At 72.1% G+C, this 26,766-nt stretch carries 23 protein-coding genes, 2 tRNA genes and 3 pseudogenes; 12 read left to right on the forward strand and 16 right to left on the reverse strand.

The annotated features are described in order from the left end of the window. Positions 1-2: 2 nt before the first annotated feature. Entirely contained in the window at positions 3-1,088 is a 1,086-nt protein-coding gene (locus tag GSY65_RS13550; RefSeq protein WP_201452788.1) for an LLM class flavin-dependent oxidoreductase, read from the reverse strand. Positions 1,089-1,312: 224 nt separating this feature from the next. Here GSY65_RS13550 and GSY65_RS33750 point away from each other — a divergent pair. The 8 genes and pseudogenes from GSY65_RS33750 to GSY65_RS13590 form a co-directional block, all read left to right on the forward strand. Beyond that, a pseudogene (locus GSY65_RS33750) lies at positions 1,313-1,486 on the forward strand (decarboxylase); the annotation flags it as partial. Next, on the forward strand, positions 1,483-2,214 hold the full coding sequence (locus tag GSY65_RS13560; protein WP_159767777.1) for a maleate cis-trans isomerase family protein: 732 nt from the start codon (positions 1,483-1,485) through the stop codon (positions 2,212-2,214). The pseudogene GSY65_RS33750 and the gene GSY65_RS13560, both read left to right, overlap by 4 nt. 136 nt (positions 2,215-2,350) lie before the next feature. Next, complete coding sequence (gene ehuB / locus GSY65_RS13565) at positions 2,351-3,274, forward strand: ectoine/hydroxyectoine ABC transporter substrate-binding protein EhuB (RefSeq protein ID WP_236579777.1); 924 nt, start codon at positions 2,351-2,353, stop codon at positions 3,272-3,274. Next, positions 3,271-3,984, forward strand: a complete 714-nt coding sequence (gene ehuC, locus GSY65_RS13570; RefSeq protein ID WP_159767783.1) for an ectoine/hydroxyectoine ABC transporter permease subunit EhuC — start codon at positions 3,271-3,273, stop codon at positions 3,982-3,984. Before ehuB ends, ehuC begins: the two co-directional genes overlap by 4 nt. Beyond that, positions 3,984-4,634, forward strand: coding sequence for an ectoine/hydroxyectoine ABC transporter permease subunit EhuD (gene ehuD / locus GSY65_RS13575; RefSeq protein WP_159767786.1), 651 nt, complete (start codon positions 3,984-3,986; stop codon positions 4,632-4,634). Before ehuC ends, ehuD begins: the two co-directional genes overlap by 1 nt. Continuing rightward, complete coding sequence (gene ehuA / locus GSY65_RS13580) at positions 4,624-5,427, forward strand: ectoine/hydroxyectoine ABC transporter ATP-binding protein EhuA (RefSeq protein WP_443043218.1); 804 nt, start codon at positions 4,624-4,626, stop codon at positions 5,425-5,427. The genes ehuD and ehuA overlap by 11 nt, the downstream gene beginning before the upstream one ends. A gap of 214 nt (positions 5,428-5,641) precedes the next feature. Further along, entirely contained in the window at positions 5,642-6,400 is a 759-nt protein-coding gene (locus tag GSY65_RS13585) for an IclR family transcriptional regulator (RefSeq protein ID WP_159767789.1), read from the forward strand. A 113-nt stretch (positions 6,401-6,513) separates the two neighbouring features. Then, a tRNA-Lys gene (locus GSY65_RS13590) sits at positions 6,514-6,590 on the forward strand. Between the two features lie 134 nt (positions 6,591-6,724). Here the strand turns inward: GSY65_RS13590 and GSY65_RS34705 are convergent. The 6 genes and pseudogenes from GSY65_RS34705 to GSY65_RS13620 form a co-directional block, all read right to left on the reverse strand. Next, positions 6,725-6,925 (reverse strand): annotated as a pseudogene (locus GSY65_RS34705) (sensor histidine kinase); the annotation flags it as partial. After that, a pseudogene (locus GSY65_RS13600) lies at positions 6,915-7,921 on the reverse strand (AMP-binding protein); the annotation flags it as partial. The pseudogenes GSY65_RS13600 and GSY65_RS34705, both read right to left, overlap by 11 nt. Positions 7,922-7,970: 49 nt before the next feature. After that, positions 7,971-8,438: a DUF3592 domain-containing protein gene (locus GSY65_RS13605; RefSeq protein WP_159767792.1), complete on the reverse strand. Its 468-nt coding sequence runs from the start codon at positions 8,436-8,438 to the stop codon at positions 7,971-7,973. 119 nt (positions 8,439-8,557) lie between these two features. Beyond that, the gene (locus tag GSY65_RS13610; protein ID WP_159767795.1) at positions 8,558-9,181 is read right to left on the reverse strand and encodes a lytic polysaccharide monooxygenase auxiliary activity family 9 protein; all 624 of its coding nucleotides are present in this window, start codon (positions 9,179-9,181) and stop codon (positions 8,558-8,560) included. Positions 9,182-9,293: 112 nt separating this feature from the next. Then, positions 9,294-10,436: an SPFH domain-containing protein gene (locus GSY65_RS13615; protein WP_159767798.1), complete on the reverse strand. Its 1,143-nt coding sequence runs from the start codon at positions 10,434-10,436 to the stop codon at positions 9,294-9,296. Between the two features lie 281 nt (positions 10,437-10,717). After that, positions 10,718-12,187 (reverse strand): peptidoglycan-binding protein, encoded by a 1,470-nt coding sequence (locus GSY65_RS13620; RefSeq protein WP_159767801.1) that lies wholly within the window; start codon positions 12,185-12,187, stop codon positions 10,718-10,720. A gap of 388 nt (positions 12,188-12,575) precedes the next feature. Here GSY65_RS13620 and GSY65_RS13625 point away from each other — a divergent pair. The 3 genes from GSY65_RS13625 to GSY65_RS13635 all read left to right on the forward strand — a co-directional run bounded on the left by GSY65_RS13625 (position 12,576) and on the right by GSY65_RS13635 (position 17,019). Continuing rightward, positions 12,576-12,652: transfer RNA gene (locus GSY65_RS13625), tRNA-Lys, on the forward strand. A gap of 453 nt (positions 12,653-13,105) precedes the next feature. Next, positions 13,106-15,085 carry a glycosyltransferase family 2 protein gene (locus GSY65_RS13630; RefSeq protein WP_159767804.1) on the forward strand — a complete coding sequence of 660 codons (1,980 nt, stop codon included), beginning with the start codon at positions 13,106-13,108 and terminating at the stop codon, positions 15,083-15,085. After that, positions 15,082-17,019 carry a kelch motif-containing protein gene (locus GSY65_RS13635; RefSeq protein WP_159767807.1) on the forward strand — a complete coding sequence of 646 codons (1,938 nt, stop codon included), beginning with the start codon at positions 15,082-15,084 and terminating at the stop codon, positions 17,017-17,019. Before GSY65_RS13630 ends, GSY65_RS13635 begins: the two co-directional genes overlap by 4 nt. A gap of 245 nt (positions 17,020-17,264) precedes the next feature. On the opposite strand, the gene GSY65_RS13640 is transcribed toward GSY65_RS13635, so the two are convergent. From GSY65_RS13640 to GSY65_RS13665, 6 genes are all read right to left on the reverse strand, one after another. After that, complete coding sequence (locus GSY65_RS13640; protein WP_201452531.1) at positions 17,265-18,284, reverse strand: glycoside hydrolase family 6 protein; 1,020 nt, start codon at positions 18,282-18,284, stop codon at positions 17,265-17,267. A gap of 193 nt (positions 18,285-18,477) precedes the next feature. Next, positions 18,478-19,167, reverse strand: a complete 690-nt coding sequence (locus tag GSY65_RS13645; protein WP_159767810.1) for a class F sortase — start codon at positions 19,165-19,167, stop codon at positions 18,478-18,480. Positions 19,168-19,177: 10 nt separating this feature from the next. Continuing rightward, positions 19,178-19,861: a hypothetical protein gene (locus tag GSY65_RS13650; RefSeq protein ID WP_159767813.1), complete on the reverse strand. Its 684-nt coding sequence runs from the start codon at positions 19,859-19,861 to the stop codon at positions 19,178-19,180. A gap of 132 nt (positions 19,862-19,993) precedes the next feature. Further along, positions 19,994-20,773, reverse strand: a complete 780-nt coding sequence (locus GSY65_RS13655; RefSeq protein WP_099964759.1) for an HAD-IIA family hydrolase — start codon at positions 20,771-20,773, stop codon at positions 19,994-19,996. A gap of 99 nt (positions 20,774-20,872) precedes the next feature. Beyond that, the gene (locus GSY65_RS13660) at positions 20,873-21,805 is read right to left on the reverse strand and encodes a cell wall protein (protein ID WP_159767816.1); all 933 of its coding nucleotides are present in this window, start codon (positions 21,803-21,805) and stop codon (positions 20,873-20,875) included. Between the two features lie 226 nt (positions 21,806-22,031). Next, the gene (locus GSY65_RS13665; RefSeq protein ID WP_236579779.1) at positions 22,032-23,162 is read right to left on the reverse strand and encodes an ROK family transcriptional regulator; all 1,131 of its coding nucleotides are present in this window, start codon (positions 23,160-23,162) and stop codon (positions 22,032-22,034) included. 55 nt (positions 23,163-23,217) lie between these two features. On the opposite strand from GSY65_RS13665, the gene GSY65_RS13670 reads away from it, so the two are divergent. After that, a complete protein-coding gene (locus tag GSY65_RS13670; RefSeq protein WP_236579780.1) occupies positions 23,218-24,363 on the forward strand; it encodes a Gfo/Idh/MocA family protein in 1,146 nt (381 codons plus the stop codon). Between the two features lie 79 nt (positions 24,364-24,442). Here GSY65_RS13670 and GSY65_RS13675 read toward each other — a convergent pair whose 3' ends face one another. From GSY65_RS13675 to GSY65_RS13685, 3 genes are all read right to left on the reverse strand, one after another. Beyond that, entirely contained in the window at positions 24,443-25,300 is an 858-nt protein-coding gene (locus GSY65_RS13675) for a fumarylacetoacetate hydrolase family protein (RefSeq protein WP_159767819.1), read from the reverse strand. Positions 25,301-25,513: 213 nt separating this feature from the next. Further along, entirely contained in the window at positions 25,514-26,278 is a 765-nt protein-coding gene (locus GSY65_RS13680; RefSeq protein WP_159767822.1) for a YidC/Oxa1 family membrane protein insertase, read from the reverse strand. A 138-nt stretch (positions 26,279-26,416) separates the two neighbouring features. After that, positions 26,417-26,728 carry a DUF6412 domain-containing protein gene (locus GSY65_RS13685; RefSeq protein ID WP_159767825.1) on the reverse strand — a complete coding sequence of 104 codons (312 nt, stop codon included), beginning with the start codon at positions 26,726-26,728 and terminating at the stop codon, positions 26,417-26,419. Between the last annotated feature and the right edge of the window lie 38 nt (positions 26,729-26,766).

Below are 26,766 nucleotides of genomic sequence, written 5' to 3' on the forward strand. Positions count from 1 at the left end.
CCCTACCGGGTGCCCCCGGTGCGGGGGAGGCGCGGCAGGTCGTAGGCGTCCGCGATCAGCTCGTAGGAGCGCAGGCGCAGTTCGGGGCTGTGTGCGTGGGTGGTGAGCATCAGCTCGTCGGCGCCGGTGCGCTTGTGGAGGTCGTCGAGACGGGTGCGGACCTCGTCGACGGTGCCGTGGACGACATCGGCGTTCCAGGAGTCGACGAAGTCCTGTTCGACCGCGCTGAACCGGTACGCCTCCGCCTCCTCCGGGGTCGGGACGAGGCCGGGGCGGCCGGTGCGCAGCCGCACCATGTTCAGGGCGGCGGCCCGGACCTGACGGCGGGCGTCCTTCTCCTCGTCGGCGGCGAGGGCGGAGACACCGATCAGCGCGTAGGGGGCGTCGAGCACCGCGGAGGGGCGGAACGTCTCGCGGTACAGGTCGAGGGCCGGGATCGTGTTGCGCGCGGAGAAGTGGTGCGCGAAGGCGAACGGCAGGCCGAGTTCGCCGGCCAGGCGGGCACTGAACCCGGAGGAGCCCAGCAGCCAGATCGGGGGGCGGTGCGGGGACTGCACCCCGCCGGGCGACGTGCCCTGGACCGGGCCGGGTACCGCGTGGATACGCCGGTAGGGGTGGCCGTCGGGAAAGTCGTCGTCCAGGAAGCGGGTCAGCTCCGCGAGCTGCTCGGGGAAGTCGTCGGCGCCCTCGTGGAGGCGGGCCGAACGGCGCAGGGCGGCGGCGGTCGCGCCGTCCGTGCCGGGGGCGCGGCCGAGGCCGAGGTCGACACGGCCGGGGGCCATGGCTTCCAGCGTGCCGAACTGTTCCGCGATGACCAGGGGGGCGTGGTTCGGGAGCATCACGCCGCCCGAGCCGAGGCGGACGCGGGTGGTGTGGGCCGCGAGATGGGCGAGGATCACGGCCGGGGAGGAGGAGGCAACGCCCGGCATGGAGTGGTGTTCCGCGACCCAGTAGCGGTGGTAGCCGCGGTCCTCCGCCTGGCGGGCGAGGGCGACGCTCGTGCGCAGGGCGTCGGTGGCGGTGCGGCCGGCGCCGACGGTGACGAGGTCGAGGACGGAGAGCGGGACCGGGGCGGTGCCGTGGGTCATGCCTCGGATCTCGTCTGCGGTCACGGCGGGGCCTCCTGCGGTTCGGGGCGGTTCTGGGGGTACGCCGAGGTAACAGGAGGGTGGCTCCGTTTATTCCGGGAGGGGGGGAGGGAGGACGGGCGCCGCATGGCTCGGGGGTGCCGGTTCGTGGGCGGTTTCCCGTACGTATCGCCTCTTCACCTCCCCGGCCACGCGGGCGTCGCCGGTCCGGTGCGGGACCGGGGATCCGCGTTCTCTCGGCCAACCAGGTGACGATGAGGGGCGGCGGTGCGTCACCTGGGTACCCGGTCGGTGGGTCCGTACCAGGCTCTGCTCGACGAGTCGGCCAGGCAGGCGTCCGGTGCGGGGCCGCCAGGTCACCGCCGGTGCCGCCGGAAGAACAGGAAGGTTGGGCATGACCGCTCTCGGACTCCTCCACCCGGGCCACTCCGCCGAGGACGACTATCCGCGCATGGAGCAGCTCCTGGGCAGCGACATCCGTGTCGACCTCGCGCGCATCGACATCGGTGAGGACGCGCACCGGGTGGACGCGCTGCGGGAGCTGGGCGCGCCCGAGCGGCTGGCGGCGGGCTGCGAGGCCCTGCGGCTGTCGGGCGCCGAGGCGGTCGTCTGGGCGTGCGCCGGCGGCAGCTTCGTCCTCGGTCACGAGGGCGCCCACGAACAGATCCGCGCCCTGGCCCGCACGGCGGGCCTGCCCGCGTCGTCCACGGCCTTCGCGTTCGTCCACGCGGCGCGTGAGGTGCACGCGGCCCGGGTGGCCGTCGCCTCGACGTATCCGGACGACGTGACCCGCCTCGTCGTCGACTTCCTGACGGCGGGCGGGCTGGAGGTCGTCTCCGCGCAGCGAGCAGACGTCACCACGGCGGCGCAGGTGGCCGCCTGGACCGTCGACGACATCCTCGCCCTCGCCCGGAACGCGGACCGTCCCGAGGCGCAGGCGCTGCTGCTGCCCGACACGGCCCTGCGCACGGTCTCCCACGTCCCCGCCCTGGAGAAGGAGCTGGGCAAGCCGGTCCTCACCGCCACCCAGGTCAGCGTCTGGGAGGCCCTGCGCCTGGCCGACCGCAGGGTCAACGCCCCGGAGCTGGGCGCCCTGTTCACCAGGGAGCCGATCGTGCAGGCGTGAGCCGCCGGGAGCCGTACGGGCGGACCTCGCGGCCGCGGGCCGGCGCGGCGGGGCCCGCGGCGCGGTGTGTGCGGGGGTCGTGAAGGGGCCGCAGACGGCCCGAATACATCGCATGGGGTCGGGTAGCCGCGCCGCCATGGCTCCAGCAACGAAGACTTCCGGAAGAACCGGCAGCCCATGTGATCCCAGTCGGCGGGCGCTGCTCGCCGGCGCGTCCGCGCTCGCCACGGCGGGTGCGCTGGGCGCCGCCGGGTGCAGCCGGGTCGCCTCCGCGTCCGGTGCGGAGGGGGGTGATCTGCTGGACCGGCTGCGGGCGCAGGGCGTGGCGCGGCTCGGTATCGCCGGGGAGATCCCGTTCGGCTACATCGACACGGACGGCGAACTGACCGGCGAGGGACCGGAAGTGGCCAGGATCATCTTCCGGCGGCTGGGCGTGGAACGCGTCCAGCCCGTGCCCACCGAGTTCGGCTCGCTCATCCCCGGCCTGAACTCCCAGCAGTTCGACGTGGTGTCGGCCGGGATGTACATCAACCCCGAGCGGTGCGGGCAGGTCATCTTCTCCGAGCCGGACCACCAGATGCTCGACGCGTTCGTGGTGCGCAAGGGCAACCCCAAGGGCCTGAGCGACTACGCGGACGTGATCCGCGCCAAGGCCAGGTTCGCCACGGGCTCCGGGTACGCGCAGATCGCGCACGCGGTCGAGGCGGGTTACCCGGAGAGCGACATCGTGATCGTCCCCGACCAGGTCGCGGGCATGAACGCCGTCGAGGCGGGCCGCGTCGACGTGTTCGCGGGGACGTCCCTGACCACCCGCGAGGTCGTGAAGAAGTCCCGCAGGACGGAGGCCACCGAGCCGTTCGCCGCGCGCGTCGACGGCAAGCCGCGGGTGGACGGCGCGGGCTTCGCGTTCCGGCGCACCGAGACCAGGCTGCGGGACGCCTTCGACGCCGAGCTGCGGAAGATGAAGGAGAGCGGCGAACTGCTCAGGGTCCTGCGGCCGTTCGGGTTCACGAAGGTCGAGATGACCGACCTCACGATGCGGGAGCTCTGTCGCGCATGACCTCGGGCCTCTGGGAACTCGTCCTGCGCGGTGTCTGGGTCACCGTCCAACTGCTCGTGTTCGGCGGGCTGCTGGCCACGGCCGTCTCCTTCGTCGTGGGGATCGCGCGGGTCGACCGCCGGTGGATCGTCCGCTTCCTCGCGGGCTTCTACACCGAGGTGTTCCGCGGCACCTCCGCGCTGATCATGATCTTCTGGGTGTACTTCGTGCTGCCGCTGGCCTTCGGCTGGCAGCTCGTGCCGATGTGGGCGGCCGTCCTCGCCCTCGGCCTGACGTACGGGGCGTACGGCGCCGAGATCGTGCGCGGCGCCCTGAACTCCGTGGACGCGGCGCAGCGCGAGGGCGGCATCGCGCTGAGCTTCTCCCCGTGGCAGCGGATGCGGCTGATCCTGCTGCCGCAGGCGGTTCCGGAGATGATCCCGCCCTTCGCCAACCTGCTGGTCGAGCTGCTCAAGGGCACGGCACTGGTGTCGATCATGGGCATGGGCGACCTCGCCTTCAGCGGCAGCCTGGTGCGGCTGGCGCTCCAGGAGAGCGTGGAGATCTACACGTACGTCCTGCTCATCTACTTCGTGATCGCCTTCCTGCTCACCCGCGCCATGCGGGCCCTGGAGCGGCGGCTGAAGGCCGGGGTCGGCCGGGGCCCGGTGAAGACGGGCGGGGCGCGGACGCGCGTGCCCGAGACGGCGGGCGCGGGAGGTGGTGCGTGATGAACTGGGACTGGAACGCGGTCGTCGACTTCCTCCCGCACTTCCGGGACGGCCTGATCGTCACCCTGCAGGCACTGGCGCTGGGCTCGGTGGTGTCGTTCGCGCTCGGTCTGGTGTGGGCGCTGCTGGTGCGGACGCCGACCCGGTGGGTGAGCTGGCCGGTGGGTGTGTTCACGGAGTTCGTGCGGAACACCCCGCTGCTGGTGCAGCTGTTCTTCCTCTTCTACGTGCTGCCCGAGTGGGGCCTGACGTTCTCGGCGCTGACCACGGGTGTCGTCGCGATCGGGCTGCACTACTCGACGTACACGATGCAGGTCTACCGCGCCGGTATCGAGGCGGTGCCCGCGGGTCAGTGGGAGGCTGCCACGGCGCTGAACCTGCCGCCCCGGCGCACCTGGACGGTGGTGATCCTGCCGCAGGCGGTCCGCCGGGTGGTGCCCGCGCTGGGCAACTACGTGATCTCGATGCTCAAGGACACCCCGATCCTCATGGTGATCACCGTCCCGGAGATGCTCGGCGAGGCACGGCTCTACGCCCAGGAGACCTTCCGCTTCACCGAGCCCCTGACCGTCATCGGAGTGGCGTTCATCGTCGTCTCCTCTCTCGCCTCCGTCCTCCTGCGAACCCTGGAGCGTCGTCTTGCCCGCTGACACCCCGCTGATGAAGGAAGCCGAAGCCGGCTCCCGCGCCGACCGTGCCGCGGACCACGCCGAGCTGATCCGCTTCGAGAACGTGACCAAACGGTTCGGCAGCAACACGGTGCTGGACCGGCTCGACTTCTCCGTCGACGCGGGCAAGCACGTCACGCTGATCGGCCCGTCCGGCTCCGGGAAGACGACGATCCTGCGGCTGCTGATGACCCTGACCAAGCCCGACGAGGGCACGATCACCGTCGGCGGGCAGCGGCTGTTCCCGGCGAGCGACAAGCAGTGCCGCGAGGTCCGCAAGAACATCGGCATGGTGTTCCAGCAGTTCAACCTGTTCCCCAACATGAAGGTGCTGCGGAACATCACCGAGGCGCCGGTGACCGTCCTCGGCCTGTCCAGGGACGAGGCGGAGGCGCGTGCCCGGGAGCTGCTGGACATGGTCGGGCTCGCCGACAAGTGCGACTCCTACCCCACCCAGCTCTCCGGCGGGCAGCAGCAGCGGGTGGCCATCGCCCGCGCCCTGGCGATGCGCCCGCAGGTGCTGCTCCTCGACGAGGTGACGTCCGCGCTCGACCCCGAACTGGTCGCGGGTGTCCTCGATCTCCTCCGGGACATCGCCCGCACCACCGACATCACGATGCTCTGCGTGACCCACGAGATGAACTTCGCCCGTGACATCTCGGATCAAGTTCTGATGTTCGATTCCGGCCAGGTCATCGAGTCGGGCAGCCCCGAGAAGATCTTCGGCGCACCCGAGCACGAACGCACACGGGAATTCCTCGGCGCGATCCTCTGATCACGTGCCGTGAGCGCTCGAACACGGCGGAATGTCCGAGGTGAGACCGCCGGTCCATGACTCAGGCATATGCCAGAGTGCTGATCCACCAGTTGAGAGGCTCGGAGGCACGCGGATTATCTGCCGAACAACCCCTCCGCCCAAGCCTCTTGGGCCGTATCGTGGGACACGGCAAGCTGTCCGAAAAACGGCCCGAGAAGCGCAGGGGGAAACCGTGGCGCTCAAGCACGAGCCGACCGCGCCGAACCACTCGGCCCAGGACGCCCTGCGCGTCCTGGAGACAGTGGCGCGGCACGCAGGTGGCGTCACCGACGCCGAGATCGCCCGCCGGACCGGCGTCGGCAGCGAGCGGTTGACCGCGCTCCTGCTGATGCTGCGCCGCGAGGGATACGTCGAGCAGACCACCGACGGCGCCTATGTCACCGGAGTCGCACTCGCCAGGCTGGGCTCAGCCCAGGGTCACGACCAGGCCCTGGGCGAGCAGCTCCAGCGCACCCTGGACCGGCTGCGCGACTCGGTGGGCGCCGCCGTCTACATCAGCCGCTACGAGGACGGGGAGATCAAGGTCACCGGCTGCGCCGAGGGGCCGGGCACACCCGCCGTGCACCAGTGGGTCGACTTCCGTTCCGCGGCCCACGCCACCGCCATGGGCAAGAGCCTGCTGGGCCAGCTCGACCTCAACGCCCGGCGGGACCACCTGTCCCGGCACCGGCCGGCCCGGCTCACGTCCCGCACGATCACCAACGAGAGGCTGCTGCTGAGCAGACTCGACGCCCAGTCGCCGACGGTCCCGGTCCTCGACCTTCAGGAGTACGCGCCGGGCACGGTCTGCGCGGCCGTCCCCATCACCGCGGGTTCCTCCGTCGGCTGCCTGGCCCTGTCCCTGCCGCTGGAGCACGCGCACCGGCTCCGGCGGGCGGCACACACCCTGAACAGGGGCGCGGCCCCGGTCCTGCTCTCGCTGGCGATCTGACGGTCGCCCGCGGGGCGGGAGATCCACGTCACGTTTACGTGGTCCGGGGCACTCCCCAGGACCGGGTAGTATTTTCTCTGTCGCCGCCGCGAAAGCGAGAAGCGACAGAGTCTGCGCCGCTAGCTCAGTTGGTTAGAGCAGCTGACTCTTAATCAGCGGGTCCGGGGTTCGAGTCCCTGGCGGCGCACCATCACGATGGCGAGGCATCTTCGCGGAAAGCGCGAAACATGCCTCGCCATCGTCGTACTCGCGCGGCTTCGCCGCGCGTGTCGGGGGCTTCGCCCCCCCACCCCCCTGCCGCCGTGCGGGACTCAGCTCCGCAGGTACGCCAGTAACGGTCGGGCCGCCCGCCGGGCTGTGGACGGTCAGCGTCCCATCGAGAACGGCGAGCCGGTCGACGAGCCCCGTGAGGCCGGTGCCGCCGGCGGGGTCGGCGCCGCCGCGCCCGTCGTCGCGGACCTCCACGCGCAGCCGCCCGCCCGTGTACCGGCCGGTGATCCAGGCGCGTCCGGCACCGCTGTGCCGGCCGAACCACGGCGAGGTCGTCGCCGGGGGCCGCCCGCCCGATCGCGCCCGGCGGGGTCCCCGGTGTCCGCTGGATCGCGGCCCCGCCCTCGGAGGAGCCGTACCCCTCGACGAGCCGCACCCCGAAGCGCCGCTCGAAGGCCGCCGCGTCCACGGCTCCCGCCTCCGTGCCGAAGCCGGTGCGCAAGGGGTTGTCGTGGTCGTCGGGCCGGGGTTCGGTGGCGAGGACGTAGCTCACGGCCCGGCCGGCGTAGGTGAAGTACGTGGCGCCGTACGCCCGTACGTCGTCCAGGAAGCGGGAGGCGGAGAACCGGCGGCGCAGTGCGACGCCCGCCCCGGCGACCAGGGCGGGCGCCCAGTCGGCGATGACGGCGTTGCCGTGGAACATCGGCATGCAGACGTTGTGCACGTCGTCCCGCGCCACGCCGAAGCGGTCGGCCAGGGCCCGGCCGGCCGCGGCGAGCCGCCCCTGCGAGCAGATCGCGGTCTTCGGGGCGCCGGTGGAGCCGGAGGTGAAGGAGAGCAGGAGCCGGTGGGACGGGGTGGTCCCGGAGGGGTCGGGCTCGGCGCCGGCGTAGGGGGCGACGAGGGCGGCGTACTCCTCGGTGTCGGTCACGAGGATCCGCACGCCGGGCAGGCGCAGGCCGTCGAGCAGCGGCAGGTGGGCGCGTTCCGTGACGAGGATCCGGCACTCGGTGTGGAGGATGTCGCGGGCCAGTTCGGGGCCCCGGCGGGTGGGGTTGATCCCGGCGACGGCGGCACCCGCGAGGGCGGCGGCGCTCAGCCACAGGGGGTACTCGGGGGTGTTGTCGAGGAGGACGCCGAGGTGCGGCTCGGCGCCGGGTGGCAGCAGGTCGGCGAGGAGTGCCGCGCGGGCGGCGGCACCGGCGGCGACCTCGTGATGGGTGAGCGCCTCGTCCGCGAACCACAGCCCCGGCCGGTGGTCGCCCCACGGTCGGCGACGAGCTGTGCGACCGTACGCCTCGTGGACTCCATCAGGGCGCACCATAGTTGACGGACCGTCAGATGAAGAGGCGCATGTCGGTCACGGGGTGGGGAACGAGGGGTCCGTGGACAGCCGGTGGTACGTGACCATGAAGAACACGCAGAACGCGAAAGCCACTCCGAGGAAGGCGAGGAGGCCGAGACCGGCCGCGGCCTCCTTGCCCCGCCGGCCCGGCGCGTGGGCCGTGGCGACCACGTTCGGACCGTCGGTGTAGTGCACGGTCACGAAGTCGCCCTCGACCGTCGTCGTCGGCCCGTCCTCCTCCTCGAAGCGGATCGGCCGGCCGTCGTGGGTCTTGAACTCGTACACATGGTGGATCGTCGTGCGCACGCGGTGGTGGTGGCCGTTCCCGCTGACCGTCGTGAACGTCTTCAGGCAGCGCGCCTCGGCGGTCAGCCCGCTGCCCCAGGCCTTTCTGATCCGAAGCCAACGGCTCAGCACGCGGTATCCCATGAAGGCGATGAAGGCCATCATGACCGCGGGAATGAGATAGAAGAAGACGTCCATGGTGGTTCCCCCGGGTTGGTCGGCCGCCCTGGTCGGCGGCGCGTGGGGAAACTACCCGCGCGAGGGCCCCGCGCAGCTCAAGGGATGCTCAGAACTGGCGGGGCCCGGTGCGCTGTCGGTCAGAACCTGACGTCCGAGCAGGCGTAGAACGCGTTGCCGGTGTCGGCGATCGTCCACACCGCGAGGATCACGTGGTGGCCGCTCAGACCGGACGGCAGGCGGCCGGTGTGGGAGAGCGTGGACGGCGGTCGCTGACCGTTGTAGGGGACGGTGAGGAACGGGGTGAGGTCGAGGTCGGAGCGGGCCAGTGCGTGGTTCTGGTTCCAGCCCGGCCTGGTGACGTAGTACGTGAAGTCGGTGGTGGCGTGCCGGGCGGTGAACTGCCAGCGGAACGTGTAGTTCTGGCCGCCCGTCACGGTGGTCGTGGGCCAGGCGCCGCCGCCCGGCCGGGTGGGCGAGTCGAGCTGCCCGAACTGGCTGTGCCCGGCGGAACAGATCTGGCCGTCAGCCGGCCCTGAGCCCGGGAAGCCCTTCGGGCCCTCCACGCTCTGCGGCTCCCACTGGATGTCGCCGCAGTTCGTGACGGTGCCGTTCTGACAGAGCTTCTGCCGGCTGACGGGGAGATCGGTGTAGCCGTGGCCGGAGGCGCCGCCGCTGGAGAGGACGAGGGCTCCCATGGTGGCGAGACCGACGCCGGCGGCGTACCACTTGGCGCGTTTTCGGGTGAAGGTCCTTGGACGCATGCTGCCGCTCCCTGGAGTACGTGGGGATGTTCCAGGTCTAGACCAAGCATCAGAGTAGGAGCGGCGGTTGGCTGTGTCCATATCACCGACATGGCCCCGCCGGGCGCCGTGTTCACGGCGACACCTCGCGCCGTCCGGTGTAGAACGCCACCGTCAGGTCCTTCACCAGCGCCTTGCGTTCGTAGTCGTCGAGTTCGACCAGACCGCGCATCGTCAGCCTGGTCACCGTGTCCTCGACGGAGTCCACGACCGAGGTGAGCACGGTGTCGCGGTGCTGGGCGTCGAGCGCCGCGATCCGCCGGCGCTGCATCACGGCGGCGACCTCGGGCGCGTACTCGATCCGGATCGGCTGCACGGAGAACACCTCCAGGCCGACCGGTGCCGTGTCCGCGACGAGCAGCCGGGTCAGCGCCTCGCCGACCGCCTCCGTGTTGCGCAGGGTCGAGTCCCGGACCAGGGCGTTCGGCGGTACGTCGGCGGGCAGTTGGGAGAGCACGCGGGAGAGCGCCGCCTCGACGCACTCGCGCAGGTACCGCTCGTGGTCCTCGATCCCGAGCACGGCCCGCGCGGTGTCCTTCATCCGCCAGGCGACCAGGACGACGGCCCGCAGCGCGACCCCGTTCGCGTCGACGGCGGGCATCGGTTCGCTCCGCCAGTGCCGCAGCCGTACGTCGACGCGGCGGCGCAGCACGAGCGGGTTCACCCACAGCAGCCCGGCGCGGCGGACGGTGCCCCGGTAGCGGCCGAACAGGTTCAGCACCCAGGCCCGCCCGGTCCGCCCGCGCGCGAGCCCGCCGAACCCGAACAGCGTCAGGGCCCCGGCAGCCGCGTACGCCGCCCACTGCGCCGGACCGAGTCCCCCCGCGTACCCGGTCGGCAGGCCGAGCGCCCTGACGACCAGCTCCGGCAGCACGCCGGCCCACCATGAGGTCAGGACGCATCCGGCCAGGCCGCAGGTCCCGCCCAGCACACCCACCATGCCGGGCAGCACCCGGGCGGGTCGCTCGACCAGGTCGGGGTCGACCTCGACGGCGGGCCGCGGCTTCACCGAGGCGGGGCCCCGCCGCACCCGCGGCTGTTCCCCGGTTCCGCGCCGGCGGCCCACGACGGCGGGGGTGACCGGCACGGACACGGGGGCGGGGTCGTCCCGGAACAGCAGGTGGACGGGGATCTCGGTGGTGGTCTCGTTCTGGATGAGCCGCGCGGGCCGCGCGACCCCTTCCGGCTCCGGTGTGGGTGAGGTGGTCGTACTCATACGTGCCTCCATGCCTTTGCGCAGGAAGAACCGTGGTGTGAGCTGGTGAGGGTGAAGAGGGGGTGAGCGAGAGGGGTCGAGCAAGGGGGGCGAGAACGGTGGCGATCGAGAGGGCCGGGCCGGGCGAGCGGCGGCGGCCGGGGGTGTGGGCCGGGCGCCGATCCGGTGGCGGGGTGCGGTGGCCGGGGTGCGATGCGGGTGGCCGGGGTGCGATGCGGGTGCCGGGCGGGACGCCGACGCCGTGACCGGGGCGGGGCGGGGCGGGGTGGGGGGCGTCGGGGTCAGGAGAACAGGCGGCGCCAGGTCTCCGGGCCCGGGTAGCCGTCGGCGGCGCCGCCACGCCAGCCCTGGGCCCGCTGGAACGCCTCCACGTTCCGCCGGTCCGCCTCGCTCCAGCGCGGCCCCGGGCCCGAGGTGTAGTACTTGCCGAACCCCAGCTCGACCAGCCGCTTCCCGAGCAGGGTGACGTGCGCGTTGTGCGCGCCCGGCCGGAACGCGCCCCGCCCCGGATACCCGGGCACGCCGTGCGAGGCGGGCGTCCCGGCTCCACCGGGCGGCCGGGGCGTCAGCGACGGCTTGGTCGTCACCGGCGGACGGGACGCCACCGGCGGCCTGCCGCGCGGGCCCGTACCGCCCGCCGGGGGAATGTCCCGGCCCTTCCCGGTCACCAGGTACGACCAGGTCGACGGGCCCGGCAGCCCGTCCGCGTCCGCCCCGGTCCAGCCCTGCGCCCGCTGGAACGCCTGGGTGGCCCTGCGGTCCGCCTCCGACCAGCGCGGACCCGGCCCGGAGGTGTAGAAGCGGGCGCCGCCGCGCTCCACCAGCATCTGCCCGAGCCGGGTGACGTACTGGTTGTTGGCGCCGGGCCCGAAATAGGCGGCGCCCGGGTACCGGCTGCCGCTCGACGGACTCGCCGACCCCTTCGTACCGCCGCTCCCGGAGGAGTCCGTGGCGTCGGTGGAGCCGTCCGTCTCCTCGTCCGGCACCGCCGTGCCGTCGTCGACCACGCCCTTGTAGCGGTACGGCACATAGCGGGTCGGGTCGGACCAGTAGCCGTACGGGGTGACCTGGCGGCGCGCATGGGGGCGGGTGGACTCGTAGGCGATGTAGGAGCTGTGCGTGGAGTCCGCCCAGCCGCCGAAGATCACCACGTGCGAGCCCTTGTGCGGGTCGCTCGGATTGTGGAAGAGAAGCATGTCGCCGGGTTGCAGAAGATCCTTGGAAATACGGTCGGCGAATGTGTCCAGACTTCCCGTCCACTCGTTTCCGGGCAGGCGCCAGGCCATGGAGACGAACCCGGAACAGTCCTGCCGATAACCGTCCGACCAGTACTCGGTCATGCTGTACGGCACCTCGGCGGTGACCCAGGTCCTGGCCCGCCGGATGATCTCCGCCCGGCTGATCGGCGGCGTCCTCACCTCCTCGGACGGCTTCTCCCCGTCGGCCGGCCGCCCCGCCGGGCCGTGCAGCGGTGCCTTGTTCCCCTGCGGGGTGTCGGGCCCGTCACCTGCGGGAACACCTCCGGGCAGGGCGGGGGCGTGGGCCGCCGCGATCGCCGGTGCGACATGCCCGGCACCGAGGGCGGCGCCGGCCGCCGTGGCCACGACGAGAACGCGCCCGACCGTTCCCGCGGCGGGGTGACCCGGGTGGCCGTTCAGGGTCGAGTACGGCATCACTCGCCGCCAGTGGACACAGCCGGGGCATTCGCAGGCGACCCCCGGATCGATTTCCTCGAACGCCGGAGCGTCCATGCGCTTCCCCTCGCGGGCGGGGCGGAGAATTCCACGATTCTGCACGACGTCAAGTTTTCCAAGTGACGCGTAATGTCGCATGCTGACGGTCCAAATGATGTACGCGGGGCATACGCCGGACGGCGGCCATGAGCGGGGAGTCACCCCCTCGGAACCCCGCGGGCCCCGGCGCGGGGCTCGGCACCGCCCGCCGCGCCACCCTCCGCTCGGACCTCCACCGGTGCCCGTCGCCCCGGAAGACAGGGGGCGCTCGATGCCCTGTGGGGGCGCGCGGAACCGCGCACGCAACCACAGGTGGCCCGTCCAGGACGGCCGCCGGCGACCCCGCCCGCACGCCCGGCCCGGTGGTCGGAAGCACCCCCGTCCCTCCGGTAAACTTTCACCACAGGCGCCGCTAGCTCAGTTGGTTAGAGCAGCTGACTCTTAATCAGCGGGTCCGGGGTTCGAGTCCCTGGCGGCGCACCACGGAAGAGGCCCCTCGCAGCAGCGGGGGGCCTCTTCGCGTATCTCCGTACCCACCCAAAGCATCCCAGGTTGCACAGATACGCCACTGACGCCCCAAACACCGCACATGACGGACAAACACCGCTTTCCCGTCTTGCGATCAAGAGGAGCGCCGTAGAACCCTGGGCGCCAACGCACTGCGGACGCATGGCAGTTGGGGGGCCACGGGCGAGGTGCGCTCGACGGCGGGTGGGGATCATAGCCGCTCGGCGACGCCGCGACGCGCACACTCTCGAACGAATGCCCAGGGAGGCGTCAAAGGGACCGGAAGGTTCGCCGCCCCGTGTCCCCATGGTGTAGATCACATGGTGGTGGAGACGATCCACCACCGATGCGCCTGTAACGGTCGAGGGGGACCGAAGCGGGTGTAAGTCCGACTAACACACACGAACGTGTGTGCGGGGGGAATGACTCATGACGCCGACGGGCGCCCGGCATAACTCCGATCCGTCCGAAACGACACGACCGAAGGTCCCGTCGCATCGGACCGGCACCTTCCGAAAGCTGAGGAAGACACTTCCGAGATACGACTACGAGCACTACAGCCGCCTCGCCGGACCCCTCACCCAGCCCGATCCGGGCAAGCCCTACACGGTGCAGTACCGCTCCCTGATCTCCCAGGAGCCGCACCGCCTGAGGGTCGCCCTGATGCTGGCCGCCGCCCCGCTGCTCTCGCTGGTCCTGCTCACCTGGCTGCTCCAGCCGGAGCACTGGACCAGGCGCGACTACGTCGCATACGACTTCCTGCCCGCCCTCGACATGGTCATGCTGGTCTCGATCGGCCTGATCGAGTTCTTCCGCTGCATGAACGTGCTGTCCAACGCGCACGCCACCCTGGTCGCCCGGGACCCGGTCCCCGTGGTCCCCGAGGTCGGCACCAGGGTCGCCTTCCTCACCTCCTTCGTGCCCGGCAAGGAACCGCTGGAGATGGTGACGAAGACCCTGGAGGCCGCCGTCCGGCTCCGCCACCGCGGGCTGCTGCACGTGTGGCTCCTCGACGAGGGCGACGCCCCGGAGGTGAAGGCGGTCTGCGCGCGCCTCGGTGTGCACCACTTCTCCCGCAAGGGCATCGCGAAGTGGAACCAGCCCAAGGGCCCGCACCGCGCCAAGACCAAGCACGGAAACTACAACGCCTGGCTCGACGCCCACGGTGACGACTACGACTACTTCGCCTCCGTCGACACCGACCACGTCCCGCTGCCCAACTACCTGGAGCGGATGCTCGGCTTCTTCCGCGACCCGGACGTCGGCTTCGTCATCGGCCCCCAGGTGTACGGCAACTACGACAACTTCGTCACCAAGGCCGCCGAGTCGCAGCAGTTCCTCTTCCACGCGCTGATCCAGCGCGCCGGCAACCGCTACGGCGCCCCCATGTTCGTGGGGACGTCGAACGCCGTACGCATCAAGGCCCTCAAGCAGATCGGCGGGCTCTACGACTCGATCACCGAGGACATGGCGACCGGCTTCGAGATCCACCGCCACAAGAACCCGGTGACGGGCCGCAAGTGGCGCTCGGTCTACACCCCGGACGTGCTCGCGGTGGGCGAGGGGCCCAGCGCCTGGACGGACTTCTTCACCCAGCAGATGCGCTGGTCGCGCGGGACGTACGAGACGATCCTCAAGCAGTACTGGAAGGGCTGGTACTCGCTGCCGCCGACCAAGCTCTTCAACTACACCATGATGATCATCTTCTATCCGATGTCCGCCCTCAACTGGATCCTCGCCGCGCTGAGTTGCGCCCTCTTCCTGGGTCTCGGCGCGTCGGGCGTGAACATCGACCCGACGGTGTGGCTGATGCTCTACGGGAACGCCTCGGCGCTCCAGATAGGTCTGTACGTCTGGAACCGCAGGCACAACGTCTCCCCGCACGAGCCCGAGGGGTCCGGCGGTGTGGCCGGCATGGTGATGTCCGCGCTGTCCGCCCCGCTGTACGCGAAGGCGCTGATCGACTCGGCGCTGCGCCGCAAGAGCAGGTTCGTGGTCACGCCCAAGGGCGACTCGGCCAGCCCCGACCGGTGGTTCGGCACCTTCCGGTACCACTGGTACTTCATCGCGATCTTCGGTGGCTCGATCGCCGCCGGCCTCGTCTTCGGGCACGCCCACCCGGCGATGATCACCTGGGCCGCGTTCGCCCTGCTGATCACCGCGCTGCCGATCTTCGTCTGGCGCCACATGCTGCGCCAGGACAGGAAGAAGGCCGCCGCTGCCGAACTGCAGGGATCGATGGCGGCCCCGCCCGAGGCGGCCCCCACACCGCAGGCGCCGCCCCACGCATCGCCCGCCCCGCACGCTCCCCGGCGGGGGCCGAGCTGGGCCGCGTCCGGACCGGGCGGCGGAGGTGGCGACCAGACCATGCAGATCGCCCTGGGCGGACTGGGGGGACGTAAGGAATGAAGGACCGTGCAGGCCACCGCCGCGCCCGTCGTCTCGCGGTCGGCGGGGCGGTGGTCCTCGCGCTGGCCGGGATGAACGGGCCGTGGCTGTACCGCTTCGGCACCGAGCAGTACCACCAGTACAAGATCAACCAACCTGAGTACAAGGCCGCCAACGGGCACTGGCAGATCGTGGAGTTCCCGAAGAAGTACCGGCAGAACACGATCCACGCCGCGCTCCTGCACACCGGCAAGGTCCTGCTGATCGCGGGGTCGGGCAACGACCAGGACAACTTCGACGCCAGGAAGTTCGACACCCGCGTCTGGGACCCGGTCAAGCAGACGATCAAGCGGGTGCCGACCCCGGCGGACCTGTTCTGCACCGGGCACACCCAGCTGTCCAACGGCAGGCTGCTGATCGCGGGCGGCACCAAGCGCTACGAGAAGCTCAAGGGCGATGTCACCAAGGCCGGCGGCCTGATGATCATCCACAACGAGAACCCCGACAAGAAGGTGGAGCTGAGGCCGGGCACCAGGTTCGTCGGCAGGGAGAACGGCAAGACGTTCGTCCTGAAGGACGAGGTCGAGATCAAGAAGGCCACCAAGACCTTCGACCCGGACACGGGGAGGTTCACCGGCAACAAGCCGGGGATCGCGCGCGCCTACGTCGAGGCCGAGCGCAGCGGCAAGCGGTACGAGACCGGCACCGAGGACAACTACCGGATCGTGGGCCTGACGGGCGCCGACGCCCGCAACACCTACGGCATCGCGCAGAAACTCGCCCTCGACAAGAAGGACTTCCAGGGCATCAGGGACGCCTACGAGTTCGACCCGGTCGCCGAGCGGTACATCAAGGTCGACCCGATGAACGAGGCCCGCTGGTACCCGACGCTGACGACGCTCTCCGACGGGACGGTCCTCAGCCTGTCCGGGCTGGACGAGATCGGCCAACTGGTCCCCGGCAAGAACGAGATCTACGACCCCGCCACCCGGAAGTGGACGTACACCAAGGGCGTCCGGCAGTTCCCGACGTATCCGGCGGTCTCCCTGATGCAGAACGGCAAGCTGTTCTACTCCGGCGCGAACGCCGGCTACGGCCCGGACGACGTGGGCCGGCAGCCGGGCGTGTGGGACCTGAGGACGAACGAGTTCACCAGGATCCCCGGCATGAGCGACAGCAAGCTGCTGGAGACCGCCGGGACGGTGCTGCTGCCGCCGGCGCAGAAGGAGACGTACATGGTGATCGGCGGCGGCGGGGTCGGTGAGTCGGAGAAGTCCAGCCGGCGGACCCGGATCGTCGACCTGCTGGACGACAGCCCGCGCTTCGTGGACGGGCCCGGTCTCGCCAAGGGCACCCGGTATCCGCAGTCCTCGATCCTGCCCGACGACACCGTCCTCATCTCGGGCGGTTCGCAGGACTACCGGGGTCGCGGCGACTCCAACATCCTCCAGTCACGCATCTACGACGCGCGCACCGGCGAGATGCGGCGGGTCGCCGATCCGCTGGTCGGCCGCAACTACCACTCCGGGTCGATCCTGCTGCCCGACGGGCGGGTCGTCTTCTTCGGGTCGGACTCCCTGTACGCCGACAAGGCCAACACCAAGCCGGGGGAGTTCGAGCAGCGCGTGGAGATCTACACGCCGCCCTATCTGTACCGGGACGGACGGCCGACGCTGTCGGGCGGACCGAAGACGGTCGCGCGCGGCGGGAAGGCGACGTTCGAAACGCGGCACGCGGCGTCCATCAGGGCGGCGCGGCTGATCCGGCCGAGTGCGTCGACGCATGTCACCGACGTCGACCAGAAGTCCATCGCGGTGGACTTCACGACGTCCGGTGACGAGATCACGGTGACCGTGCCGAAGAACCGGAACCTCGTGCAGTCCGGGTGGTACATGCTGTTCGTGACGGACGCGGCGGGCACACCGAGCAAGGCGCGGTGGGTGAAGGTGCGGTAGGGCTCCGCCGGCGGGTTGTGTGTCGGGTGCGGGTGCGTGGGGGCTGGTCGCGCCCACGCGGCGGAGCCGCATGTGTCACCGCCCCGCGCCCCTCGAAAGCGACCGGGGCTGCGCCCCGCGCCTTTCATGAAGGGGCGGGCCGCAGGCCCGCTCCCTTCAGGGGCGCGGGGAACTGCGCGAGGAACCACACACCACCCGCACCCGCCGACGGACCGCGCACCCCCGAGCTACGAGGCGTCCGGCATTCAGTCAGACGCCTTGGCCAACGCCAGTGCGTACTCCGGCCACCACTCCCCCGCCTTCGGCCCGCCCTTGCACTCGCCGTCCGACTCCCCCGGCCGCTTGACCCACAGGTACGCGTCCACCAGGGGGTCCGCCGTCTTCGTCGTCGGTGTCTCGCCGAGCGCCCGCCCCGGCGGGTTGCACCACTGTTCGTCCTTGTCGCCGCCGGTGTAGGGGCCGTTGCCGTTGCGGCTGGTGTCGATGACGAACGGCTTGCCGCCGATCTTCGCGGACAGCTGCTTGCCGTACCGGACGGAGTCCCCGGTCGTGTAGAAGTTCGAGACGTTGACGGCGAACCCGTCGGCCTGGTCGACGCCGGCCCACTTCAGCGGCTCGGCGATCTTGTCGGCCTCGCTCCACCCCGCGTTCCCGGCGTCCAGGTACACCTTCGTGTTCTTCAGCGCGCCGAGCTTCTCGATCGCGCCCTTGAGCAGGTCGTACCGCTCCCCGTGGAACTCGCCCGGGGTGCAGCCGTCCACCACGTGGAGGACCGCGTCGGGTTCGAGGACGACCGTGGCCGGCCGGTCCCCGATGCCGCGGGCCACGCCGTCGATCCACGCCCGATACGCGTCGCCGTCGGCCGCGCCGCCGCCCGAGTACTGGCCGCAGTCGCGGTGCGGGATGTTGTAGAGGACGAGGAGGGCGTCCCGGTCGGCCTGCTCCGCCGCCTCGGTGAAGCCCCTGGCCTCCTGCTCCGGGTTCTCGGGTCCGATCCACTCGCCCGTGGGCTGTTCGGCGATCCTGCGGATCAGTTCGGCGTTCTCGTCCTCGCCCGCCTTCTCGTAGGCGGCGACCTGCGCGGCCGCGTTCCCGTCCGGGTTGACCCAGAACGGGTCGGTCCCGTCCGGCTGTTGGGTGACCCCGGAGCCCGTGGTCTTGTCGTCCTCGCCGTCGCCGTCTCCCCCGAAACAGCCTGCGAGCAGCAGCGTGGCCCCCGCCACCGCCATGGACGCCCGGACCCGGGCCTCCCTGTTGGCGTACATCCAACTCCCCCTTGGGCGCACCGTGTCGTCAGGGCCAATCCTGGCATGTTTCCCGCCTCGCCCCCGGGGATGCCAGCGCCTGACCGAGAGCTGTTGTCTCCTGACCGCGTCGGACGGAAACCGCCTGCGAACGGGGGCGCGGGCGGCCCGGACGACCGTGTGCCTCGCCGGGGCCGGACCGTGTGCGGCTGGTTCAGCGGCGGGTGCCGCTGAGGTAGGCGGAGACGACGACGTTCGCCGTGTAGCTGCGGCTCTTCTTGTCGAAGGTGCCGCCGCAGGTGACCAGGCGGAGTTCGGCGCGGCCCGACTGCCGTACGCCGTAGGCCTGTTCGGCGTCGAAGTCGTCGCGGCCGAGGACCCGCACGTCGTCCACGGTGAACTCGGCGACCGTGCCGTCGTCGCGGGCCACGCGGATCTGCTCGCCCAGCCCGAGGGCGCTGAGCTTGTAGAAGACGGCGGGGCGGGTCTCGGTGTCGACGTGACCGACGAACAGCGCGGTCCCGGTGGCACCGGGCCGGGTTCCGGCGGCGTACCAGCCGACGACGCCCGGCTGGTCGTACGAGGGCGGGTCGATCGCCCCGTCGACGTCGAGGCCGCGTGCCACGACCGGGGCCTGCACCCCCATGGCGGGGATGTCGAGGCGCTGGGGGCGCGCTCCCCTCAACGGCTGTGCCGCGGGCGGCAGTTCGGCCTGCGCCGGCCTGCCGACGGCGGCCACGTCACCGGTGGTCGGCGCCGCTGTGCCATGCCGTACGTCGGTGACCTCGCGGCCCCAGAGCCACAGGCCGAGCAGCAGTACGGCCCAGGCGACGCCGGTGGTGAACCGGCCGGCGCTCGTGCCGCCGCCGCTCTCCCCGGTGTCGGAGTGGTCCTGACCGGACACGTTCGACCCCTTACTTCGTGCCTCGGCCCCGGCGGGCGCCGCGCACCACGACGACCGCGGCCGCGACACCGGCGAGGACCAGGCCGATCACCGCGTGCCGGGCACCGGGCCCGGTGTTGCGGGCGTCCATGGAGTGGGCGCCGTCCGCCGAGGCGGCGGCGTCCGCGGGGGCCACCGGGCGCGCCGCGAGCAGTGCGGCGGCTCCGCCGCCGCCCGCGCGGACCGGGGCGACCGGGGAGGCGGGCGCCGATGGCCGCCCGCTGGGCCGCGCTGAGGCGGAAGGCCGGACGGAGGGCTTGGCGGAGGGCTTGGCGGAGGGCCGGGCGGGGGGCTGTTTGCCGTCGCCCACCTCGATCGTGCCCTTGACCTTGTCCTCGGTGCCGTCGCAGGAGACCCGTACGCCGTACGTCCCGGGTTTCAGCGAGGAACGGATGCGGGTCTCGCCGGAGAGGATGCGGGTCCGTTCGCCGCCGAGCACGGTCAGTTGCGCGTCCGCGACGAACGCCGAGGACGCGGCGGTGCCCGACCTGCCCTCGCAGCCCTTGGCCCGCACCTGGATGTCGGTGCCGGGCGCCGGCGTGGCCGGCACCACCGAGACGTTCCCCGCGTCGGCCGCGTCGACGGCGAACGCCGGCGCGGTCAGCGCGGCGGCGGCCACCGCCCCCGTACAGAGAGTGAGTCGCAGTGAGCCCATGGTGAACCTCCAGACCCGAGACTCCCCCGCCGGGACCGGGGCCGCATCCGGGGAGGGCCCGTGCTGCTCCGTCCGGGTGCCCGGGGGTTTACCGCCCGGGGTGCCGCCCGCACGGGGGCACGGAGGGGCGGGTCAGACGCGGTCGACGAGGTCCGCGATCGAGTCCACGATCTTCGACGGCCGGTAGGGGAACTTCTCCACCTGGTCGGGGGTGGTCAGTCCGGTGAGCACCAGGAAGGTCTGCATCCCGGCCTCCATCCCGGCGAGGACGTCGGTGTCCATGCGGTCGCCGATCATGGCGCTGGTCTCGGAGTGGGCGCCGATCGCGTTGAGGCCGGTGCGCATCATCAGCGGGTTGGGCTTGCCGGCGAAGTACGGGCGCTGCCCGGTCGCCTTGGTGATCAGCGCGGCCACGGCGCCGGTCGCGGGCAGCGGGCCCTCGGTGGAGGGGCCGGTCTCGTCCGGGTTGGTGGCGATGAAGCGGGCGCCGGCGTTGATCAGCCGTACCGCCTTGGTCATGGCCTCGAAGGAGTAGGTGCGGGTCTCGCCGAGGACCACGTAGTCGGGGTCGTGGTCGGTGAGGACGTACCCGATGTCGTGCAGGGCGGTGGTCAGACCGGCCTCGCCGATGACGTACGCCGTGCCGCCGGGCCGCTGGTCGTCCAGGAACTGGGCGGTGGCCAGGGCCGAGGTCCAGATGTGGTCGACGGGGACGTCCAGGCCCATGCGGGAGAGCCGGGCGTGCAGATCGCGGGGGGTGTAGATCGAGTTGTTGGTGAGCACCAGGAAGGGCCGGCCGGACTCCCGCAGCTTCTTGATGAAGGCGTCGGCGCCGGGGATCGGCACACCCTCGTGGATGAGCACCCCGTCCATGTCGGTGAGCCATGACTCGATGGGCTTGCGCTCTGCCATGTGGGATCTCCTGCCGTACGTGCGGATCGGCTCCCAACCCTAGTGAGACGTGGCTGAAATGAGGAGGGCGATCTTGGCCGCTGAGACCGTCCCGCCCGCTCAGCGCCGGCGTCTGCGGACCCCGGCCGCCAGCACCCCGCCGACGGCGAGGGCCAACACCCCCGCGGCGTACGGCAGGAGGACGGGTCCGGAGCCGCTCTCGGCCAGTTCCCCGGGGTACGGTCCAGCGTCCGGAGCCGGATCCGGTTCCGCGTCCGGTTCCGCGTCCGGGGCCGGCTTCGCGCTCACCCGGTCGCCGGCGGGCCGCTCGCTCTTGCCGGCCCGCGGGGACTCGCTGCTCTCGCGCCGCCCGTCCGCGCCCTGGTCCCGCTCCTTGCGCGCCCCTGCGCCCTCGTCCTGGCCCTCGCGCTCGGCCTCGGCCTCGTTCTCGTCCTCGCGCCCGTCTTCGTGTTCGTCTTCGTGTTCGTCGGTGATCCGGAACCGGTAGTCGTTCGACTCCCCCACCCATTCGCTGTCGTCGCCGCGCCGCTGGACGACGGCCGCGTTGGCCACGACGTCGTTGGGCACGGCCGCGTCGGAGGTGACGGCGAGACGGACCCTGACGGTGAGGGTGCGGCCGGCGGGCACGGTGAAGCCGTCGCCGTCCTCGTCCAACACCCCGACCAGTTCGTCCGAGTCGGTCTCCTCGAAGGTGACCGGCCGGGCGGTGGTGCCCTTCGCGTCCTCGAAGTACTCCAGCTGCGGCTGCGACCGCTTCAGGGCCCGCCCGTCGTCGACCAGCACGATCACCGGATGGACGTCCGCGCAGGTCCGGTCGGTGGTGTTCACGAGTTCCACCGCCCAGGTCCGGAAGCCGCCGCCGGCGACATACGAGGACGGCCCCCCGTCGATACGGGTCCGGATCGGGAACTCCTCGCTGTCGGCTCCCGCGCAGCCGACGGCCTCACCCACCGCCGCGACCGCCACGCCCGGACCACCACCGAGGCCGGCTCCGACGGTTAATACCAAGGTCAGACAAGTACACAGTCGCATGAACACATGACCATGCCAGCGCCTCCGCGGCGGGCGGGGAGCCACGCCCGGGGCCGCCGGGGAGACCGCGGAAGTCCCCTCGATCAGCGGAGGGGGCGGCGCCGGTGCGGCGCCGCCCCGCCCAGCGCTCTCCGGCGAACCGCCACCCTCACGCCCGCCCCGTCACCGCCACCACCGTCACCACCGTCACCACCGGCACCGAGTGGTTTCGGCGGCGGTGGCGGGTCTATCCGTCAGCCCGCCCGAACAGCGGTGCGAGCATCAGCTGGGCCGCCCCCTCCGCGACGCCCAGCTCGCCGCCGGAGGCGACCCGCACCGGCACGTACGGCTCCTCCCCCTGGCGGCGGGCCCACTCGTCCAGGACGGCGCCGACCCCTCGGACGAAGACGTCGGGCCGCTCCTCGACCGTGCGCCCGCCGAGCAGCACCAGCTCGATGTCGAGCAGGGCGACGAGGTTCGCGGCCCCGGTCCCCAGGACGCGCGCGGCCTCGTCCACGTCGCCCCGCGCGACGGCCGCGAGGCACAGCGCCTCGATGCACCCGCGGTTGCCGCAGCTGCACAAGGGCCCGTCCAGCTGGATGATCTGGTGCCCGAACTCCCCCGCGCGGGTCCGCGTGCCCCGGTGGACGGACCCGCCGAACACGAGCCCGGCGCCGAGACCCGTACCGAGGTGGATGTACGCGAAGGAGCCGTGCGCCCCGAGGGCGACGGCCAGCCGCAGCGCCGCGGCGTTGGTGTCCTTGTCGACGATCACCGGGGTCCGCAGCCGCCGGGCGAGGGCGGCCCGCAACGGGAACCCCTCCCACTCCGGGAACCCGGTGACCCGGTGGAGCACGCCGTGCAGATGGTCGAGGGGGCCGGGCAGGGCGACGCCGACCCCGAGGAGGGGGGCCTCCTCGTCGGCGAGCAGCTCCTCCACCGCGCGGGCCGCGTTCTCGATCACGGCGTCCGCCCCGGCGCCCAGGTGCAGCGGGGCGTGCCGCTCGCCGACCACCGTGCCGGTGAGGTCGCAGACCACGGCGGTCAGCGCGTCGCGGTCCAGATGGAGCCCGACGGCGTGGCCGGCGTCGGGGACGAGCCGCAGGACGGTGCGCGGTTTGCCCCCGGTGGAGGCGCGGTAGCCCGCCTCCGTCACGAGCCCGTCGGCCCGGAGCCGGGCGATGATCTTGCTGACGGCCTGCGGGGTGAGCCCCGTCCGGTCCGCCAGTTCGAGGCGGCTTATCCCGGCCGCCCCCGCCGTCCGCAGCAGGTCCAGCAGGAGCGCCCCGTTGTGGCTGCGCAGCGCCAGGAGGTTCACGCCCGACGCTCCCGCCGCGCGCCCGTTCTGGTTGCCGGTGCCGTTCCCATTGCCGTTCACTCTCCCATTGTCCCTCGCGCTTGCACTTTGGCAACAGCGTTGCTTAAGTGGACGTATGACAGGCACCACGAACGGCACGGACTCCCCCGCTACGGCCCCCTCCGCACCGGGCGCGCGCGGTGCGGCCCCCGCCGCTCCCCTGCGCGTGGCGCTGGTCGGCTACGGCCTCGCCGGCTCCGTCTTCCACGCCCCGCTGATCGCCGCGACGGAGGGCCTCGCCCTCGACACGGTCGTCACCTCGAACCCCGAGCGGCAGGCGCAGGCCCGCGCCGAGTTCCCCGGCGTACGGCTCGCGGCCTCCGCGGACGAGCTGTGGGACCGGGCGGACGCACTGGACCTGGTCGTCGTCGCCTCCCCCAACAAGACGCACGTCCCGCTGGCGACCGCCGCGCTGGAGGCGGGCCTCGCGGTCGTCGTCGACAAGCCGATCGCCGGCACGGCGGCCGAGGCCCGCGGGCTGGCCGCCCTCGCCGACGCCCGCGGTCTGCTCCTGTCGGTCTTCCAGAACCGCCGCTGGGACAACGACTTCCTGACCCTCCGCGCGCTCCTCGCCGACGGCGACCTGGGCGAGGTCCGCCGCTTCGAGTCCCGCTTCGAACGCTGGCGGCCCCAGCTCAAGGGCGGCTGGCGCGAGTCCGGCGACCCGGCAGAGATCGGAGGTCTCCTGTACGACCTGGGCAGTCACGTGGTCGACCAGGCCCTCACACTCTTCGGTCCCGCCACCCTCGTCTACGCCGAGTCCGATCTGCGCCGCCCCGGTGCCGAGGCGGACGACGACACGTTCATCGCGGTCACCCACGCGAGCGGCGTCCGCTCCCACCTCCACGTCTCCGCCGTCACCCCCCAGCTCGGGCCCCGCTTCCGGGTGCTGGGCTCCGAGGCCGGCTATGTGAAGTACGGTCTCGACCCGCAGGAGGCCGACCTCCGCGCCGGCGCGCGCCCCGCGCCGGGCGCCCCCTGGGGCGTGGAGCCCGAGGACCTGTGGGGCCGTATCGGCGCCGGCGAGTCCCCCGTCACCGGCGGCGGCAGCCCGGTCCCGACCGTCCCCGGCGACTACCCCGCGTACTACGCGGCCGTGGCCGCCGCCCTGCACGGCACCGGCGAGAACCCGGTCACGGCGTACGAGGCGGCCGCCGCGCTGGACGTCCTGGAGGCGGCGGGGAAGTCGGCGGCCGAGGGAGTGGCAGTGAGGCTCGCATGACGAACGCCCCGAGCAGCGGGACGCCGAGGACCGGGACGCCGAGCGGCGAGACGCCGGGCGCCTGCGCCTACGCCTACGCCTACGCCTGGGCGAACTCCTGCCGTTGCCGCCCGAGCCCGTCGATCTCCAGCTCCACCACGTCCCCGGCCTTCAGGAACGGCTTGGGGTCGGGCTCGCCCAGGGCCACCCCGGCGGGCGTCCCCGTGTTGATGACGTCCCCGGGGTAGAGCGTCATGAAGTGGCTGACGTACCGCACGACCTCACCCACCGAGAAGATCTGCTCGGCGGTCGTGCCGTCCTGCTTCAGCTCCCCGTTGACCCACAGCCGGAGCCCCAGCTTCTGCGGGTCCGGCACCTCGTCCGGCGTGACCAGCCACGGCCCCAGCGGGTTGAACGTCTCGCAGTTCTTGCCCTTGTCCCAGGTCCCGCCGCGCTCCAGCTGGAACTCCCGCTCGGACACGTCGTGCGAGACGGCGTACCCGGCGACGTGTGTGAGCGCGTCCTCGCGGGACTCGACGTAGCGCGCCGTACGGCCGATGACGACCGCGAGCTCGACCTCCCAGTCCGTCTTGGCCGACCCGCGCGGGACGAGCACCGTGTCGTGCGGACCGACGACGGTGTCCGCGGCCTTGAAGAAGATCACCGGCTCGGCGGGCGGCTCGGCCCCCGTCTCGCGGGCGTGGTCGTGGTAGTTGAGCCCGATGCAGACGATTTTGCCGATCCGGGCGAGCGGCGGTCCGATCCGCAGTCCGGTCGCGTCCAGCTCCGGAAGGTCGCCCGCCTCGGCCGCCTCCCGGATCCGGCCGAGCGCCGCCTCGTCCGCGAGCAGCCCGCCGTCGACGTCCGGCACGAGCGCCGAGAGGTCCCGCAGGACACCCTCGGCGTCGAGCAGCGCGGGTCGCTCCGCGCCCGCCGTACCGACCCGCAGCAGCTTCATGGTCACCCTCTCCCTCGAACGCCGGCCGCCCGACCGATGGGTGCAGCCATCGGAGGACTGGTCGATCGTCCAAGGTCACTGTGCACTCCGCAAGACCCGGTTCACGGACTGGACCACTACTCGCCGGTAGCCCGTGGGCGAGGCTCGGTCCCGCTGCGCGAGGCTCGGTCCCGCCGCGCGAGGCTCGGTGCCGCTACGCGAAGGTCGGTTCCGCTACGCGGCGGCGGGTGCCGGGGTGGCCGCGGGGGTCGCGGGGTAGAGCGCCGCCCGCTCGATCGCGCTCCACGTCGTACTGGTCACCACGTACAGCGCGGCCGCCAGCGGGACCACCGCCACGGTGAGGAGGGTGAAGAACGACATGAACGGCATGATCTTGCCGACGGCGCCCATGCTCGCCGCCAGCCCGGGCACCTGCTCGTCGCCGGCGGCCGGCATCCCGGCCGTGCCCGCCGCCATCATCCGCTTCGTGCGGCGGAAGTTGAAGGCCGCGACCCCGGTGACGACCAGGAACAGTCCCACGTAGACGAGGCCCTGCGGCCCGAGGAGGCCGCCCGCGCCCAGCGCGTCGGCGAAGCGGTCGCCGAGCGGCGCCGCGAACAGCCGGTGGGTGAGGAGTTCGTTGGCCTGGCCGCCGATCTCCTTGTTGGAGAACAGGTGGTAGAGCAGGAAGAACGCGGGGAGCTGGCAGAGGCTGGGCAGGCACCCGCTCAGCGGTGACACCTTCTCGGCGGCGTGCAGTTCCAGCACCGCCTTCTGCAGCTTCTCCGGGTTCTTCGCGTGCTTCTTCCGCAGCTCGGCGATCTTCGGCTGCAACGCGACCCGGGCTCGCTGCCCGCGTGCCGCCGCCCGGGACAGGGGGTGCACGAGCAGCCGTACGAGCGCGGTGAACAGGACGATCGCGACGGCCGTGGCGGAGGCGTGGAACAGCGGGTCGAGCAGATCGGCGAGACGCGCGACGACGTCGGCGAATACGGACATGGGTGGGAGCCCTCCAGGGGTCTCGTCGTGCCAGGAGTGGTCCGGAACAGCCCGGTGAGCGGGGTGTCCGGTGACGGGGATCTCGGCGCGACGGCCCGCGTGAGGGGCACGGGTGGTGCGAGGAGGGGGTGGTGTGCCCTACGCGGTGACCGTCAGGAGGGCACGTCCGGGCGCCCGGGGTCGCGTACGGCCGCGGGCGTCGGGATCGCGTTGGGCGAGGAACGCCGTACGGCGTTCCCGGTCCCGGATCGCCGTCCGTACGCGCGTACGCGGGACGACGGGGGCGCAGCGCGAGGCGATGACCGAGCAGGCGGCGAAGGCGGACCCGGCCGCGGCGGTGGCGGCGAAGGCCACGGCGGCGGAGAGGGTGCCGGCGTCCAGCACGGACAGCTCGAAGAGCACGAGGAGCAGGGCGGCGACGGGACGCAGAGGGGCCAGCGCACGGAACACGGCTCACCCCTTCCTCGACACCACGCGGACTTCCTCCC

Origin of the sequence: Streptomyces sp. HM190 (assembly GCF_009857135.1) — a bacterium.
In the GTDB taxonomy this organism is placed as follows: domain Bacteria; phylum Actinomycetota; class Actinomycetes; order Streptomycetales; family Streptomycetaceae; genus Streptomyces; species Streptomyces heilongjiangensis.